Annotated in this window: 16 protein-coding genes; 6 read left to right on the forward strand and 10 right to left on the reverse strand. The window is 35.9% G+C overall.

The features are described from left to right. Positions 1 to 39 precede the first annotated feature (39 nt). The 3 genes from A3EM_RS0131230 to metK all read left to right on the forward strand — a co-directional run bounded on the left by A3EM_RS0131230 (position 40) and on the right by metK (position 2654). The gene (locus A3EM_RS0131230; RefSeq protein ID WP_020532195.1) at positions 40 to 306 is read left to right on the forward strand and encodes a hypothetical protein; all 267 of its coding nucleotides are present in this window, start codon (positions 40 to 42) and stop codon (positions 304 to 306) included. 313 nt (positions 307 to 619) lie between these two features. After that, positions 620 to 1354 (forward strand): hypothetical protein, encoded by a 735-nt coding sequence (locus tag A3EM_RS0131235; RefSeq protein WP_020532196.1) that lies wholly within the window; start codon positions 620 to 622, stop codon positions 1352 to 1354. Between the two features lie 22 nt (positions 1355 to 1376). Beyond that, positions 1377 to 2654 carry a methionine adenosyltransferase gene (gene metK / locus A3EM_RS0131240; RefSeq protein WP_020532197.1) on the forward strand — a complete coding sequence of 426 codons (1278 nt, stop codon included), beginning with the start codon at positions 1377 to 1379 and terminating at the stop codon, positions 2652 to 2654. Between the two features lie 67 nt (positions 2655 to 2721). On the opposite strand, the gene bshA is transcribed toward metK, so the two are convergent. Beyond that, a complete protein-coding gene (bshA, locus tag A3EM_RS0131245) occupies positions 2722 to 3864 on the reverse strand; it encodes an N-acetyl-alpha-D-glucosaminyl L-malate synthase BshA (protein WP_020532198.1) in 1143 nt (380 codons plus the stop codon). Between the two features lie 400 nt (positions 3865 to 4264). On the opposite strand from bshA, the gene A3EM_RS0131255 reads away from it, so the two are divergent. Next, positions 4265 to 5245, forward strand: a complete 981-nt coding sequence (locus A3EM_RS0131255) for a radical SAM protein (protein WP_020532200.1) — start codon at positions 4265 to 4267, stop codon at positions 5243 to 5245. Positions 5246 to 5260: 15 nt separating this feature from the next. Here the strand turns inward: A3EM_RS0131255 and A3EM_RS0131260 are convergent, their stop codons facing one another. Both A3EM_RS0131260 and A3EM_RS44185 read right to left on the reverse strand, forming a co-directional pair. After that, positions 5261 to 6070 carry a murein L,D-transpeptidase catalytic domain family protein gene (locus A3EM_RS0131260; RefSeq protein WP_020532201.1) on the reverse strand — a complete coding sequence of 270 codons (810 nt, stop codon included), beginning with the start codon at positions 6068 to 6070 and terminating at the stop codon, positions 5261 to 5263. A 114-nt stretch (positions 6071 to 6184) separates the two neighbouring features. Then, complete coding sequence (locus A3EM_RS44185; RefSeq protein WP_020532202.1) at positions 6185 to 7192, reverse strand: FAD:protein FMN transferase; 1008 nt, start codon at positions 7190 to 7192, stop codon at positions 6185 to 6187. Positions 7193 to 7291: 99 nt separating this feature from the next. Here A3EM_RS44185 and A3EM_RS0131270 point away from each other — a divergent pair, with 99 nt between their 5' ends. Together A3EM_RS0131270 and A3EM_RS0131275 are read left to right on the forward strand one after the other, a co-directional pair. Further along, the gene (locus A3EM_RS0131270; RefSeq protein ID WP_245576573.1) at positions 7292 to 10411 is read left to right on the forward strand and encodes a PVC-type heme-binding CxxCH protein; all 3120 of its coding nucleotides are present in this window, start codon (positions 7292 to 7294) and stop codon (positions 10409 to 10411) included. A gap of 103 nt (positions 10412 to 10514) precedes the next feature. Further along, positions 10515 to 11441, forward strand: a complete 927-nt coding sequence (locus tag A3EM_RS0131275) for a hydroxypyruvate isomerase family protein (protein ID WP_020532204.1) — start codon at positions 10515 to 10517, stop codon at positions 11439 to 11441. 75 nt (positions 11442 to 11516) lie between these two features. On the opposite strand, the gene carA is transcribed toward A3EM_RS0131275, so the two are convergent. From carA to ykgO, 7 genes are all read right to left on the reverse strand, one after another. Continuing rightward, positions 11517 to 12629, reverse strand: a complete 1113-nt coding sequence (carA, locus tag A3EM_RS0131280; RefSeq protein WP_020532205.1) for a glutamine-hydrolyzing carbamoyl-phosphate synthase small subunit — start codon at positions 12627 to 12629, stop codon at positions 11517 to 11519. A 90-nt stretch (positions 12630 to 12719) separates the two neighbouring features. Beyond that, a complete protein-coding gene (rplQ, locus tag A3EM_RS0131285) occupies positions 12720 to 13334 on the reverse strand; it encodes a 50S ribosomal protein L17 (RefSeq protein WP_020532206.1) in 615 nt (204 codons plus the stop codon). Between the two features lie 50 nt (positions 13335 to 13384). Continuing rightward, positions 13385 to 14374: a DNA-directed RNA polymerase subunit alpha gene (locus tag A3EM_RS0131290; protein ID WP_026210694.1), complete on the reverse strand. Its 990-nt coding sequence runs from the start codon at positions 14372 to 14374 to the stop codon at positions 13385 to 13387. 82 nt (positions 14375 to 14456) lie between these two features. Further along, complete coding sequence (gene rpsD / locus A3EM_RS0131295) at positions 14457 to 15062, reverse strand: 30S ribosomal protein S4 (RefSeq protein ID WP_020532208.1); 606 nt, start codon at positions 15060 to 15062, stop codon at positions 14457 to 14459. Between the two features lie 43 nt (positions 15063 to 15105). Beyond that, positions 15106 to 15498 carry a 30S ribosomal protein S11 gene (gene rpsK, locus A3EM_RS0131300; protein ID WP_020532209.1) on the reverse strand — a complete coding sequence of 131 codons (393 nt, stop codon included), beginning with the start codon at positions 15496 to 15498 and terminating at the stop codon, positions 15106 to 15108. 50 nt (positions 15499 to 15548) lie between these two features. Beyond that, positions 15549 to 15926, reverse strand: coding sequence for a 30S ribosomal protein S13 (gene rpsM / locus A3EM_RS0131305; protein WP_020532210.1), 378 nt, complete (start codon positions 15924 to 15926; stop codon positions 15549 to 15551). A gap of 37 nt (positions 15927 to 15963) precedes the next feature. Beyond that, on the reverse strand, positions 15964 to 16080 hold the full coding sequence (gene ykgO, locus A3EM_RS47210) for a type B 50S ribosomal protein L36 (protein WP_083925336.1): 117 nt from the start codon (positions 16078 to 16080) through the stop codon (positions 15964 to 15966). Between the last annotated feature and the right edge of the window lie 37 nt (positions 16081 to 16117).

The following is a 16117-nucleotide window of genomic DNA, read 5'->3' on the forward strand; positions in this document are numbered from 1 at the left end:
TTTAGTTATCTTTGCAAAAGTTTAAATAGTTGATTTGTAATGAAAAAAATTCCTAGTCTTACCCGACTTCCCGACCACAGAAGATTTAACTATGACCCTCGCTATTATGATCCTATAAAAGAAGAAATTGAAGCGAAAGAAAATAGCATGAGAAATGCTTTAAATGGGAAAGACGGTTCTGAAAAAATTAAAGAACGAATTTCTGGTTCCTTTAAACGCAAATCTAATGAAAGTAAAAAATCTTTTATAATTCAGGCGTTAATTGCTGTACTTCTCGGGGTAATTGTCTTTGCTCTTCTGACCTAAATTCAAAAGCAGCAGAATCAGGCTTGTCTATTAGTGGCAGCTTTTATAAGAAAAATACCCTAAAAATCGATCTCAAGCAATTTTTTTGCCTACACATTTTAATTTATTAACTATTAGATTTTTGTAATTATTACTTTAGCTTTGCGATTAATTTAAGGCTCTGATTTTTTTAAAATAAATACCTGGTTTTTTACCAATTTCCCAAAAAACACACCTTAATGAGTGAAAAATTTAACATCCTAAAAATTTCTTATTTCGGTATTCCTAAAATGCTGAAGGATGTTTTTTATAGAATAAAACAAAACATACGCCTATGAAGAGGCTCCCGCTTTTCATTTTATCTGTTTTTCTTCCCATTGTATTAAGTGGATGCTTTGAGATAAAAGAAAAACTGAAAATAACCAAGTCAGGTTCGGGTAATTATCAGCTTTTAATGGACTTTAGCCAAAGCAAGAAAATTTTTCAGGTGATGATGGAAATGGCCAGTAAAGGAGATGGAGCAATTGGTGGTGTAGTAATGGATGATCCTCTTGGCGGGCTCGATTCTGCCTTTATTGAACTTGGTAAGGAATTATCGAATATTAAGGGTATTTCTCAGGTAGAGGGGATTAAGGATGAAAATAACTACGTATTCGGTATTAAACTCAATTATGAAAATGTGGAAGCCCTTAACAGAGCGCTTTCGAAAATGGACTCTGGCAATGATATTGGGTATTTTCAATCTTTTTATTCTTTTTCTAAAGGAAAACTGGATAAAAGCAATAGTTTTAACCTTTCAAATTTGATAGAGGAAATTTATCCCGATGAAGAGGAAAATGAAAATGAGGAGATGAATCAGGAATTGATTAATATGTTTGAAGAGGTGAAATATTCCCTAGAAATAAGTACTGATGGGAAAATCAGAAGATTTTCTAATGATGATGCTGTACTTTCAGATGATAAAAAATTCCTTGTTTACTCAAAATCCTTAAAAGAACTTAAAGAGGGCATAGGAAATAATTCAGTAAATAAAGATTTTAGTTTAAGCAATTCAATAAAATTTAAATAACCTAAAAAAAGAGAAGAATAATATGGCATATTTATTCACTTCCGAATCAGTATCGGAGGGCCATCCTGATAAAGTGGCCGACCAGATTTCAGATGCAATTTTAGATGCAATGTTGGCTCAGGATCCTAACTCAAGAGTAGCTTGTGAAACACTTGTAACTACTGGTTTGGTGGTTGTAGCTGGAGAAATTACTACAAAAGCCTATGTGGAGATTCCTGATGTGGTAAGGGAGACTATCAAAAAAATAGGATACAACAGTGATGATTATATGTTTGATGCGGAGTCTTGTGGTGTAATGGTTACTTTACATAGCCAGTCTCCTGATATAGCTCAGGGAGTGAACGAAGGAGAAGGGACAGATAAAGAGCAAGGAGCAGGAGACCAGGGAATGATGTTTGGATACGCATCTAAAGAAACCCCTGAATATATGCCAATGGCACTGGCTTATTCCCACAGATTGGTGAAAGAGCTGGCAAAAATCAGAAAAGAAGAATCTGACCTTATCTCCTATTTAAGACCTGATAGTAAAGCTCAGGTTACTATTGAATATGGAGATGATAATAAGCCTCGAAGGGTTCATACCATCGTACTTTCTACTCAGCATGATGAGTTTGCAAGTGAAGCAGAAATGCTGGCAAAAATTGAAAAGGATATCAAGGAAATTCTAATTCCAAGAGTGATTCCTGCTGAATTGCTGGATGAAAATACCATTTATCACATTAACCCAACTGGCAAGTTTGTTATTGGTGGGCCTCATGGAGATGCAGGTTTGACAGGAAGAAAAATTATTGTAGACACCTACGGAGGAAAAGGCGCACACGGTGGTGGAGCATTTTCTGGAAAAGATTCATCTAAGGTAGATAGAAGTGCTGCCTATGCTTCAAGACACGTTGCCAAGAACCTTGTTGCTGCGGGAGTAGCTGATGAAATTTTGGTTCAGGTAGCTTATGCTATAGGTGTTTCCAGACCTGTTTCCCTAAACGTAAATACCTACGGAACTGCTAAAGTGGATTTATCGGATATTCAAATTGCTGAGAGAGTAAATAAAATATTTGATATGGGACCAAAAGCCATTGTAGAAAGATTTGGATTGAAAAACCCAATCTTCTCTGATTCAGCGGCTTATGGTCATATGGGAAGAGAACCTTATTCTAAAGAGGTTGAAACACTTATTGTAGATGTCGAAGAAACTGATTCCGTTAGAAAAGAAGTAAGAAAGAAAGAGAAAAAATCTTTTGAGTTCTTTACCTGGGAAAAACTTGATTATGTTGATAAAGTAAAAGATGCTTTTGGTCTTTAATCTTTGTTTCGACCATCAGAAAACAAAAAAAAACCGGCCTGGACCGGTTTTTTTTTGTTCCATAATATTAAATCATTACCTGATTCCTCTGCCTTTTTACCACATTCTCATAAACTTCTTCATACAAGGGCAAAATTTTAGAAAGCTCAAAATCCCTGGCTCTATTTAAAGCATTTTCTTTAAAGGTTGGTAGATTTTTATCATCCAGAATGAATAAGGCATTGTTTACCATGTCATCAATATCACCTACATCACTTAACATTCCTGAGACTCCATGGATATTTAATTCTGGGATTCCCCCTGCATTAGTGGAAATTACAGGAACTTCACATGCCATGGCTTCCAGTGCGGCAAGCCCAAAACTTTCCTTTTCTGATGGCATAATAAATAAATCCCCTACAGAAAGTAACTCCTCTACAGCTTCTAATTTCCCCAGAAAACGAACATCCTCAAAAATACCCATTTCCTGACACTCATCTTCTATTCTCCTTCGTTCAGGTCCGTCCCCAATTAGGATTAATTTAGCAGGAATTTTCTTTTTGATATGGCAAAATATCTTCACCACATCATTCACCCTTTTTACCTTCCTAAAGTTGGAGGTGTGAATTAAAAGCTTTTCATTATTTGGACAAATAGCCTTTTTAAAATGCTCTTTCTTCTGCTTTTTAAACCTGTCCAGATCAATAAAGTTGGGGATTACCTTAATGTCCGTATGAATATCAAAATGAGAGAGTGTCTCTTTTTTCAAATCCTCAGAAACCGCTGTCACTCCATCAGATTGGTTAATGCTAAAGGAAACCACTGGTTCATAGCTTTCATCCTTACCTACCAAAGTAATATCTGTACCATGTAAAGTAGTCACAAAAGGAATATTAATGCCTTTTGTTTTTAGGATTTGTTTGGCCATATATGCCGCTGAAGCATGGGGAATTGCATAATGAACGTGCAGCAAATCCAGCTTCTCAGTTTTCACCACATTTACCATTTTACTGGCTAATGCCAATTCATAAGGTGGAAACTCAAACAAAGGATATGTCCGAATATCAACTTTATGATAATATAAATTTTCGGTGATATAATCCAATCTGGTGGGTTGGGAGTAGGTGATGAAGTGAATGTGGTGTCCTTCATCTGCCAGAGCCTTACCTAATTCTGTTGCTACTACCCCACTACCTCCGTAGGTAGGGTAGCACACAATTCCTATTTTCATGCTAATTTATTTTCATCCACTAAGTACCTGTACCTATGAGTATATGAGAGATAGCATCTCATTTTCAAATAGTTATGGCACAAACGGATGTATTATATTCCTATTTAATTACTAATTACAAATGTAGCCTTTTTAAAGTTCAATCTTTTTTCCAAATCAAAATTATACCACAACAAAACGAACAAATGCCAAATCAATACTGTTCAAAAATTCGATCCCTGAAAGATGGAAAAGCTTATTATTTCAAACAAATATCCCTCATTTTCAACAAGTTGTATATTCTGAAAAATATCCAGGTTCTTATCTGGCGGCAAAATAAAAAAAAGACCTAAATTTGATCCTGCTCTAATATTTTTGGTTAAAATAAAATCCTTTTTTGAATTTGTTTTGAAGTTCCCCTATGCAATTGATTTCCCATCCGGTTTTGTGCAATTATTATGTTACCTACAGGTGTAATGCGAAATGCGGATTTTGCGATATTTGGGAAAGACCATCTCCATATATTACTTTAGAAAATGCTGAAGAAAATTTTAATGACCTGAAGAAACTGGGAGTAAAAGTAATTGATTTTACCGGAGGTGAGCCATTGTTGCACAGAGAATTAGGCAGATTATTGGAAATGGCAAAAGCAAAGGGCTTTATAACCACTGTCACTACAAATTGCCTGCTTTATCCCAAATATGCTGATAGTTTCAAAGGATTAATTGATATGTTACATTTTTCCCTGGATTCTCCAGATAAGGAGGAACACGATACTATGCGTGGGGTAAAATGCTACGATTTCGTGATGAAATCTATCAAAAAAGCAAAAGAAATAGGTGAAAGGCCAGATATCATTTTTACTGTTTTCGATTCTAACATTCATCAGATTCAGGAAATTTATGAAAGGATTATCCTGCCCAATAATTTAGTTCTGATTATTAATCCGGCATTTGATTACAACGAAGTGGATACTCAGGGTGGCATTTCTCAGGAAAATTTAAAAAAACTGGAGCAGTGGCATGGAAAGAAAAATGTATACCTCAATAAAGCTTTCATTGAACTCCGAAAAGACGGGGGGAATCGTATTGACAATCCTATTTGCAAGGCGGGAAGCAGTACTATAGTAATTTCTCCTGAAAACAAACTGGTCCTTCCTTGTTATCACCTTGGCTTAAAGGAATTAACAATCAACGGAGACTTATATGATTTGTATTACTCAAAAAGTGCACAGGAATTGATCAAACAAGAAGGAACTCATCCCAAATGTGAAGGATGCGTAATCAATTGCTATATGCAACCATCTTTTTCTGTTGCCATGAATAAATATTGGTTTATGGCATTACCAAGCACGCTAAAGTATAATTATATGAAGGGAACCTGGAAACAGCTCTTTAAATAAATTGCAAACCTAAAATTACTCTGTAAATTCATCATCCCTTGCTACCACATCCACATTACTGAACAAATTTCCAAATACATTCTTAATCAATGCTGATGTAATGGAGAGTTCTTCTTTCAAAATACTTGAGGTGCGCTGATAAATACTGGTTGGGTGGTAAATGAAGAGGCATGTTTTATTGGAAATAGACCCAATGATTTGCTTATAATTTGTCATAGGTACTGCAGGGCATCCCAGGCTTCTTCCTAATCTGCCATATCTGGAGATGAAATCTCTGCTCACGTAATCTGCTCCATGCATTACAATTGCCCTATTTTTTGCATTATCATTTATGCCTTTTTCCTTTCCATTTAGATAAAGTGAAAGCCCATGCTTTCCATGATAAGTGTCACCAGTTACATAAAACCCAAGGCTACTTTGGAACGATTGAGGGATATTTGAAAAGTTTCTGGCAAATTCATTCCCGGTATTTCTCCCATGCGCTACCAATGAATTAAATAGCACCTTTCTGTTCTTTAAATCAATTACCCAAAGCCGGTTATTTTTAGAAGTTTGAGAGAAATCAATAATGGTAATAATGTCTTTTTCGGCAGACAACTCTCCCTTTGACTTTAATAGTAAAAATCCTTTCAAACCTTTTTCAAAGATTTCATATTTCACCTGATTTCCATGAAAGTCAATAGATTCATAAACCCTGTGAAAGTAACTTTCAAGTAGATTGAGAGGTTCTCCTTTTTGAGGAACTGAGGCAATTAAAAAATTGGAGGAAAATAGAAGAATGAAAAAATAAGTGGAAAAAATTCTGATCTTAAATGTCGGCTTCATTGACGTTAATGCTCTACCTAAGGTTCTATATGTTAACAAATGTTTGCAATATATTTCATATCTCTATAAAAACCATACCCAAAGACTAAAAAATAGTTCTTACGTGAGATTTTGTTAATTAATTAATTTTTTAAACCGTTTTGATTGGCAAATTATTGTATTATTACCTTGTTTCACCTGAATAATTGCAGGAAAATCATGTTTGTTTGCCAATTTTAAACCGTCTTTAATTCCTAGTATACATAGTGTGGAAGCCAGATAATCGGCTGAAATGCCATCTTTTGCAATGATAGTGGAGGTAATTTGATTGGTAAGCCCTAAGCCCGTTTTAGGATTAACGATATGGGAATACCTTACATCATTTATTTCGACAAAGTTATACAAATCACCTGACGAAGCTATGGAAATATTCGACAAAACTAATGTTTTGTTCAATGTTGAGGAACTGTCTTTCGCAATATTTATCTTCCATCCATTAGCCTCAGGAGGCGCATCCCCTAATAAAATATCTCCACCTCCATCTATTAAGGCCGAATTGATTCCCTCACCACGCAAAACCTTTAGTATTTCGTCAAGCGTATAGCCTTTTGCAATTCCACCCAAATCCAGTTTCATTTTTGAAGCGATAAGTTTTACAGATTGACTTTTCTGATCTAAAACTATTTTGTCATATCCCACAGCCTTTTTAGCATCTTCTAGTTCTTTTGCTGAAGGAAGTTCGTTTTTTCTTTTGGCCCTTCTCCAAAGTTTAACATATCTTCCTGCGGTGATATCGAAAGCTCCTTTACTTTTTTTGGACGCTTCTAAGGAAACAATAATTACTTTCCAAAGATCATCACTTACAGGCACAAAAGTATTTGTGCCTGAGGATTGACTTAGCTTATTCAACTCGCTTTCGTTATGGTAATCACTTAACTTTTCGTTGAGGTCATCAATTCTTCTGAATGCTTTTTTGGCTACTAAATTGGCTTGTGAACTGTCCTTCGCATAGAAAACTAACCTGAAAGTTGTGCCCATCTTAAAGGTGGAAAATTCAAATTTTTTGAGTGATTGACTGTGGGCTATTAAAGGAGATAAATTTACCAGAAAATGAATGACGAAAAACAGCTGATGAAATCGCATATTGGAAGTCTAAATAAAAGGATAATTGTAATTATTACATTTATAAAATGTGTAATTTTAAAGAATTAAAAAACTGTATATTACTAAAAACTATTGAAAATGAAAATGAATAAAAAAATTATAAATAGCCACCATAATATGGTTAATTGTAATTTTTATTTCCCAAAATTACTCCCGTCTTTTTTAGTTCTTCTTATTGGCCTGAGTTCTTGTGGTTCACAACCCCAAGAAAAAAGCGCTCCTCCTCCGGAATTACCTGAAGCAGAAAAAAGGAAGGTTGAAAATGCACTTGTAGGTCTCGATGTTTATGATGGCCTGGAAGCTACTGTATTTGCTACTGAACCGATGTTGGTTAACCCAACAAACATGGATATAGACAGCAAAGGAAGGATATGGGTGTGTGAAGCCTATAATTACCGCTATGAACTCAATCCAAATAACCCAACCAGGGAATCCGGAGATAGGATTTTGATCTTAGAAGATACAGATGGTGATGGAGTTGCAGATTCAAGAAAGGTATTTTATGAAGGGAAAGATATTGATGCGGCCCTTGGTATTGCGGTATTGGGAAATAAAGTAATTGTTTCTACCAGTCCGAATATCTGGGTTTTCACTGATGAAAATGGTGATGATAAACCAGATAAAAAAGAACTATTATTCACAGGAATAGGTGGAATTCAGCACGACCATGGGGTTCATTCTTTCATCTTTGGTCCTGATGGTAAATTGTACTTCAATTTTGGAAATGCTGGTGAGCAGGTTTTGGATAAAGATGGAAAACCGATTGTAGATAAGGCAGGTAATGTGGTGAACCATCAGGGAAAACCTTATCGTCAGGGGATGATTTTCAGGTGTAATCCTGATGGAAGCGAATTCGAAGTTTTAGCGCATAATTTTCGAAATAATTATGAAGTGGCTGTAGATGCTTTTGGCACCTTATGGCAATCAGATAATGATGATGATGGAAATAAAGGAGTGAGGATAAATTATGTGATGGAATATGGGAATTATGGTTATCAAGATGAAATGACCGGTGCAGGGTGGAGAACCATCAGGACCGGAATGCATGAAGAAATCCCTAAAAGACACTGGCATTTAAACGATCCGGGTGTGGTCCCTAATTTACTGCAAACCGGAGCAGGCTCCCCAACCGGGATGGTTATTTATGAAGGGCGGTTACTTCCTGAAGTTTTTTGGGATCAGATGATTCATTCTGATGCAGGACCTAATGTAGTAAGAAGTTATCCAGTGCAAAAAGACGGAGCAGGATACAAAGCGGAAATAGTAAATATCCTTACAGGCACCAGAGATTCGTGGTTCAGGCCTTCTGATGTTTGTATAGCTCCGGATGGTTCTTTATTTGTGGCAGATTGGTACGATCCGGGTGTAGGTGGTCACCAAATGGGGGATCAAGAACAGGGAAGAATTTATAGAATTGCTCCTAAAGGACATGCCTATAAAAACCCAACATTAGATTTATCGTCAACAGAAGGTACTATTGCTGCAATGAAAAGTCCTAATATGGCCACCAGATATTTGGGATGGAACAAACTTCACAATATGGGAGCCGATGCAGAAGAGGCTTTGAAAACTGAGTTTACTTCTGAAAATCCAAGACATAAAGCCAGGGCATTATGGCTGCTGGCAAAAATTGAGGGGAAAACCAAGCATTATGTTGATCAGGCCATAAATGATGAGAATGAGGATATTAGAATAACAGGTTTGAGGATTGCCAAACAAATGGAAATGCCGGAACTGGTCAATTATATGGAAAAACTTTCCAAAGACAATTCTCCACAAATAAGAAGAGAGGTGGCTATTGCAACCAGGTTTTTAGATGCTCCCAAGGCAGCAGAAATTTGGGCTGAGGTAGCTGCACAATACCCTTCGGAAGACCGGTGGTATCTGGAAGCTTTGGGAATTGGATCAGATTTAAGACCTGACGAATTCTTTGCGGCTTATGAGCAAAAAGTGAAAGGAAATTTAAAATCTCCGGAAGCACAGGATATCGTTTGGAGAACAAGGGCAAAAGCCAGTATTCCCCTTTTGGCTGAATTTATTTCTAATCCGGCCATTACTCCTGAGGGAATGAAACGGTATTTCAGGGCATTTGACTTTCACAATGATCCCTCCAAGGATAAAGTACTTGTGGCATTAATTGAGACAGATCATCCTGAAAAGGACCAAATTATCCAGATTGCTTTAAATCATATAAGCCCTTCAGTAATTAAAAATTCTCCTTCCACTGAAAAGCTACTTTTAAGTTCCCTGGAATCTGTAAAAGGAACTAATCAATATATTGAATGGGTCAAAAGATTTGATATTCAAGGGCAAGAAGGCGAATTGAAACGATTAATGTTGGAAGAAACTAATACAGGGGTTGGAGTAAAAGCAACCCAGTTACTCAGAGAAAAAAAGGGGGTAGACTACTTTCAAAAATTATTGTCTTCTGACGATGATTTTATCGTATCCCAAACTTTAACTGCCATGAAACATCTCGGAGATATGGAATCCTGGAATCTGGTAAAAAGTTATGCATTTGATGAAAACAAGGAATTGGCGGTAAGGAAAAAGGCAATGCAAACTCTTGGAACTGGATGGGTTCAGGAATCGAGGGTATTGGATATGCTGGTAGATAATGAAATTCCGGAAGAATTAAAAACAACTGCCGTAACTGTACTCATGAGTGCAATTAAAGGATCTATAAGAGAACAAGCTTCTAAATACATGAAGATGCCTGAAGGAGCAGATAAACTTCCTCCTCTAAAAGAACTGGTGGCCACAGTAGGAAACATAGAAAATGGGAAAGCTAGTTTTGATAAATTCTGTGCTGCCTGCCATCAGGTAAATGGAGAAGGAATAGACTTTGGTCCAAAACTTTCCGAAATTGGCAGTAAATTATCAAAAGATGGTTTATATGCTGCCATTATTTATCCAAATGAAGGGATAAGTTTTGGCTACGAAGGATTTGTTATTGAAACTAAGGATGGGTCAAAATCAGTGGGTTATATTGCCAGTAAAACAGAAGATGAAATTGGCCTTAAGCAAATGGGAGGAATGTTAAAAACCTTCAAAACATCTGAGGTTGTTTCTATTGAAGAGCTGGAAAATTCCCTGATGACTTCAGGCCTCCATTTGGCCATGAGTAAAGATGAATTAGTAGATTTAGTAGAATATTTATCCTCCCTTAAAAAAGCAGAAGGGTTGGCCAGTAAGTAAAATGGAAATTGTGTAATTATATCAAATGGTATAAATTCTATGGCTGGAAATTGTATCATTTTATATTTCGAATAAAACAAACAATAAGTTAAACTATCAAAAAATGAAAAGACGAAATTTTATCCAAAAAACAGCAATAGCCGGAGCTGCCTCAATTGCAGTAGGTGGTGGAACTGTGGCGGCAAAGTCAAATTTTATGAATACCGATATTGAAGCCCATAAATTCAATTTAAAATATGCTCCACATTTTGGAATGTTCAAAAATTCAGGAGGTGAGGATTTAATTGACCAGTTAAAATTCATGGCGGATCAGGGATTTACTGCACTAGAAGATAACGGAATGCTCAAAAGATCTACTGAGGATCAGGAAAAAATAGCCAGAGAGATGGAACGTTTGGGCATGGAAATGGGCGTTTTTGTAGTAGATGGAGGAGATAACTGGAAAGTTTCCTTAACTACCGGGAAAAAGGAATTCCTCGATAATTTTGTGGACACTTGTAAAAAATCTGTAGAAGTGGCCAAGCGTGTAAATGCAAAATGGATGACAGTTGTGCCTGGTTTCTTCGAAAGAAAACTGCCACTTGGAATCCAAACAGCCAACGTCATTGAAGCTCTGAGAAGAGGAGCAGAAATTTTTGAGCCTCATGGTCTTGTAATGGTCTTAGAACCTTTAAGCGATACCCCAGACTTGTTTTTAAGGTATTCCGATCAATCCTTCATGATTTGTAAAGCTGTAAATAGCCCTTCTTGCAAAATCTTATACGATATATACCATATGCAGAAAAATGAAGGGCAACTCATTACAAATATTGAAAGGTGTTGGGATGAAATCGCTTATTTCCAAATTGGTGATAATCCAGGCAGAAAAGAACCTACTACAGGAGAAATTAATTATAAGAATATTTTCAAATTCATCCATGAAAAAGGTTATGAAGGAATTATGGGCATGGAACATGGAAACTTCCATAAAGGTAAAGAAGGTGAAGAACTCCTAATTAAAGCCTACAAAGAAGAAGATAGCTTTCTTTAAACAAAAAGGCCGGGTTTTAAAACCTGGCCTTTTTTTGCTTTATTCTCATGGAGAAAGAAATTATTTAACTTATCCTCATACAGTTTCTGCTTCTCCCATAAGGGCAATAAACTGATCAAACAAATACCAGGAGTCATGAGGACCAGGAGCAGCCTCAGGGTGGTATTGAACAGAAAATGCTTTTTTGCCTAAGATTTTAATTCCTTCTACCGTCCCATCATTTAAATTGATATGTGTAATTTCAACATTTTCATTATTTTTAACTGAATCTGAAGAAACACTAAAGCCATGGTTTTGTGAGGTAATTTCACATTTTCCTGTTACTAAATTTTTAACCGGATGATTTAACCCTCTATGACCATGATGCATTTTATAGGTGGTAATTCCATTGGCTAAGGCAATGATCTGATGTCCCAGGCAGATTCCAAAAACTGGAATATCTCTTTTTATAATTTCTTTTACAGTTTCTACTGCATAAGTAGTTGATGCGGGATCACCAGGCCCATTGGAAATGAAGAATCCATCTGGATTCCATGAATTCATTTCTTCAAATGAGGTGCCTGAAGGAAATACTTTACAATAACATCCTTTCGAAGTCAGATTTCTTAAGATGTTTCTTTTTATGCCTAAATCAAGAACTGCAACTTTTAAAGGAGCATCAGGATTACCCTCAAAATATGTTTCTTTGGTACTTACCTGGGAAGCAAGCTCCAACCCTTCCATTGAAGGAACAGCTGAAAGCAATTCTTTTAATTTATCTATATCATCAATTTCAGAGGAAATAATAGCATTCATTGCCCCTTTTTCACGGATATGTCTTACCAGTTTCCTGGTATCAATATCAGAAATTCCTACAATTTTAGCCTCCTCCAAATATTTTTGAAGTGAACCCTCAGCCTGGATTCTTGAAAAAATATCAGAGAACTTCTTCACAACCAAACCCTTAATTTTTACCGATCCAGATTCAGTTTCAGCATCCAACACTCCATAATTTCCAATATGAGAGGTGGTATTCACCAATATCTGTCCGTAGTATGATGGATCAGTATAAACTTCCTGGTAGCCAGTTATTCCAGTATTAAAACAAATTTCACCAGATGTGGTACCAATTAACCCTATTCCATATCCATGGAATATACTCCCATCCTCCAACAATAAAATACATGACTTTCTTTGAACCTTATCCATTTTGCTATAAAAAATTTACTTATTATAATTTTTGCAAAAAAAAAGGAAATGATTTAAAAACCATTTCCTTTTATCAACTTTTTATCATTATTACTCATCCTTTGGTTTAGAAGTATCATCTCCCTCCTCTTTTTCAGTTCCATCTTCCTCTTTTACTTCATCTACAACATCCTCAGCCACAACATCTTCTACTTTTTCCTCTGGTTCAGCAACAGCGACTTCTTCTTCTGCCTTGATTTCTTCTACTGCTTGAGTAGTTTTATCTTCAGATTTTTTTGAACCTCCTCTTCTTCTTCTACCTCTTCTAGTTTTAGATTTGCTATCAGCGCTTTCTGCTAATAACAGCTCATTGAAATCAACTAATTCAATAAGGCAGGTTTCTGCATTATCTCCCAATCTATAACCGGTTTTGATAATACGAGTATAACCACCTGGTCTTTCAGCAATTTTATCAGCTACTTCATTAAAAAGAACAGTTACAGCTTCCTTATTCTTCAAATAAGAAAAAACAGTTCTTCTGGAATGCATTGAATCAGTTTTCGATTTCGTAATTAAAGGCTCAACATATTTCCTAAGTGCTTTAGCCTTTGCTAGGGTAGTATTAATCCTTTTATGAAGGATTAAAGAACAAGCCATATTAGAAAGCATTGCCTTTCTATGAGGGGCTGTTCTCCCAAGATGATTTACTTTTTTTCCGTGCCTCATTTCAATTAATATATTTTATCGGTTACCCGATTTTTCCCACTCTTTTTTTATTAATCTTCATCAAGTTTGTACTTTGAAACATCCATTCCAAAGGTTAGATTCTTTTCAGCAACTAATTGCTCAAGCTCTGTCAAAGACTTCTTACCGAAATTTCTAAATTTCATCATATCAGAAATTTCAAGGCTTACAAGGTCTCCCAATGTTTTTACATCAGCAGCTTTTAAACAATTGTATGCCCTCACAGATAAATCTAAATCAGACAAAGAAGTTTTCAACAATTTCCTCATATGCAAGAATTCCTCATCAATTGGCTCCTCCTCAGGCTTGCTATCAGGCTGGAATGTCATTGTCTGATCAGAGAACAACATGAAATGCTGGATTAAAATATTCGCAGCACCTTTAAGAGCATCTTCCGGATGAATTGAACCATCAGTTTCAATATCCAAAATTAACTTCTCATAGTCAGTCCTTTGCTCAACCCTTGTATTTTCGATTTTGTACTTCACATTTTTTATTGGAGTAAAAATCGCATCAACCGGGATATAACCAAATACCTGCTCGCTAGGTTTATTTTCTTCAGCCGGAACATATCCTCTCCCTTTCTCCACAGTTAGTTCAACCTGAAAGGTAATTGAAGGATCGATATTACAAATTACCAATTCCGGGTTTAAGATTTTGAAGTCTGTGGTAAATTCAGCAATATCGCCAGCAGTAAAAACTTCCTTTCCGCTAATACTAATATTAATTTTAGAATTTGGACTTTCTGATACTTTTTTAAACCTAGCTGTTTTAAGATTTAAAATAATCTCAGTTACATCCTCCACAACACCCTCGATGGAAGAAAATTCATGCAATACATCAGGGAATTTAACTCCAACAATAGCATACCCCTCTAAAGATGATAATAGGATTCTCCTTAAAGAATTACCTATTGTAACTCCATAACCTGGCTCAAGCGGTTTAAATTCGAATAACCCATGAAAATCATCAGCCTTATCCATTACCACCTTATCAGGCATTTGAAATGCTAGTATTGACATGTAAGCTTACTTTTTATCTTAGTGAATAATAATTTCAAAAAATTTGATCCCGAAACCAGGATCAGAGGTCAAATTATAGCTCTTATTTAGAGTACAATTCAACTATAAATTGTTCATTTATATTTTCAGGTATCTCCTCTCTTTCAGGCACACCCATAAATTTTCCAGCCATTCTTTCAGCGTCCCACTCTAACCAACTAAATCTGGAAATTTGTCTTCCTGAAAGGCTTTCTTTAACTACCTGTAAAGATTGTGATTTGATTTTCACACCCACAATATCTCCTGGCTTTAAAGTAAAAGAAGGAATATTTACAATATCTCCATTTACAGTAACATGCTTATGAGAAACCAACTGTCTGGCAGCAGATCTTGTAGGAGCAATACCTAATCTAAATACAGTATTATCTAACCTTGATTCCAATAATTGCAACAAGTTGGTACCGGTAATACCGTGTTTTCTTGCGGCTTTATCAAATAAATTTCGGAATTGTTTTTCAAGTACGCCATAAGTGTACTTTGCCTTTTGTTTTTCAGCTAACTGGATAGCGTATTCAGATTGTTTCTTTCTTCTACCCCTTCCATGCTGTCCTGGAGGATAAGCCTTCTTTTTCAGCTCCTTGCACGGTCCAAAAATAGGATCATTAAATTTTCTAGCTATTTTGGACTTTGGCCCTGTGTATCTTGCCATCGAAATTCAAAATTTTATTTATGAAAATATATCAAGGTAATAATTAAACTCTTCTCCTTTTTGGAGGTCTGCAACCGTTATGAGGCAGGGGAGTAACATCTTTAATAGTCGTTACTTCAATCCCAGAGTTTTGAATAGTCCTAATTGCAGACTCTCTTCCTGATCCAGGTCCTTTCACAAAAACCTCCACCTTTCTCAATCCTAGATCATAGGCTACCTTCGCGCAATCCTGAGCTGCCATCTGTGCTGCATAAGGAGTGTTCTTTTTAGAACCTCTGAATCCCATTTTTCCAGCCGATGACCAAGAAATTACCTGTCCTTCTTTATTAGTAAGGGAAACAATAATGTTGTTGAATGAAGCTTTGATGTGAGCTTCTCCAATTGATTCAACAGAAACAACCCTTTTTTTAGCTTTATCTTTTCTTTTCTGAGCCATTATTAAATGCTTAAATAATTACTTAAAAGGCAATTAAAAGTATTAAAACTTTACTTAACTGCTTTCTTTTTATTAGCAACAGTTTTTCTCTTTCCTTTTCTGGTACGTGAATTATTTTTTGTTCTCTGACCCCGTACCGGCAATCCTCTTCTGTGTCTGAATCCTCTGTAACAACCAATATCCATCAATCGCTTAATATTAAGCTGAACTTCAGACTTTAGTTCTCCTTCCACTTTAAATTCAGTGGTAATAATATCCCTTATTGCTTTAGACTCTTCATCAGTCCAATCCCCTACATGTTTATTAGGGTCGATTTTAGCTTTTTCAAGAATTGCCTCTGATGAGGGCCTTCCAATTCCAAAAATATAAGTAAGTGCAATAACACCTCTTTTATTATCTGGAATATCTACACCTGAAATACGCGCCATTTTATATCCGGAAATTTAATTTTTAAAATTTATTTTATTAGCCTTGACGTTGCTTAAACCTAGGGTTTTTCTTATTGATTACATAAAGCTTACCCTTACGTCTGATTATTTTACAATCTGAGCTTCTTTTCTTAATTGATGCTTTTACCTTCATTTCCTAATTTGTTATTCGTTAAAGAATAATTGAAATA

This window comes from Flexithrix dorotheae DSM 6795, from assembly GCF_000379765.1.
Taxonomy (GTDB): domain Bacteria; phylum Bacteroidota; class Bacteroidia; order Cytophagales; family Flammeovirgaceae; genus Flexithrix; species Flexithrix dorotheae.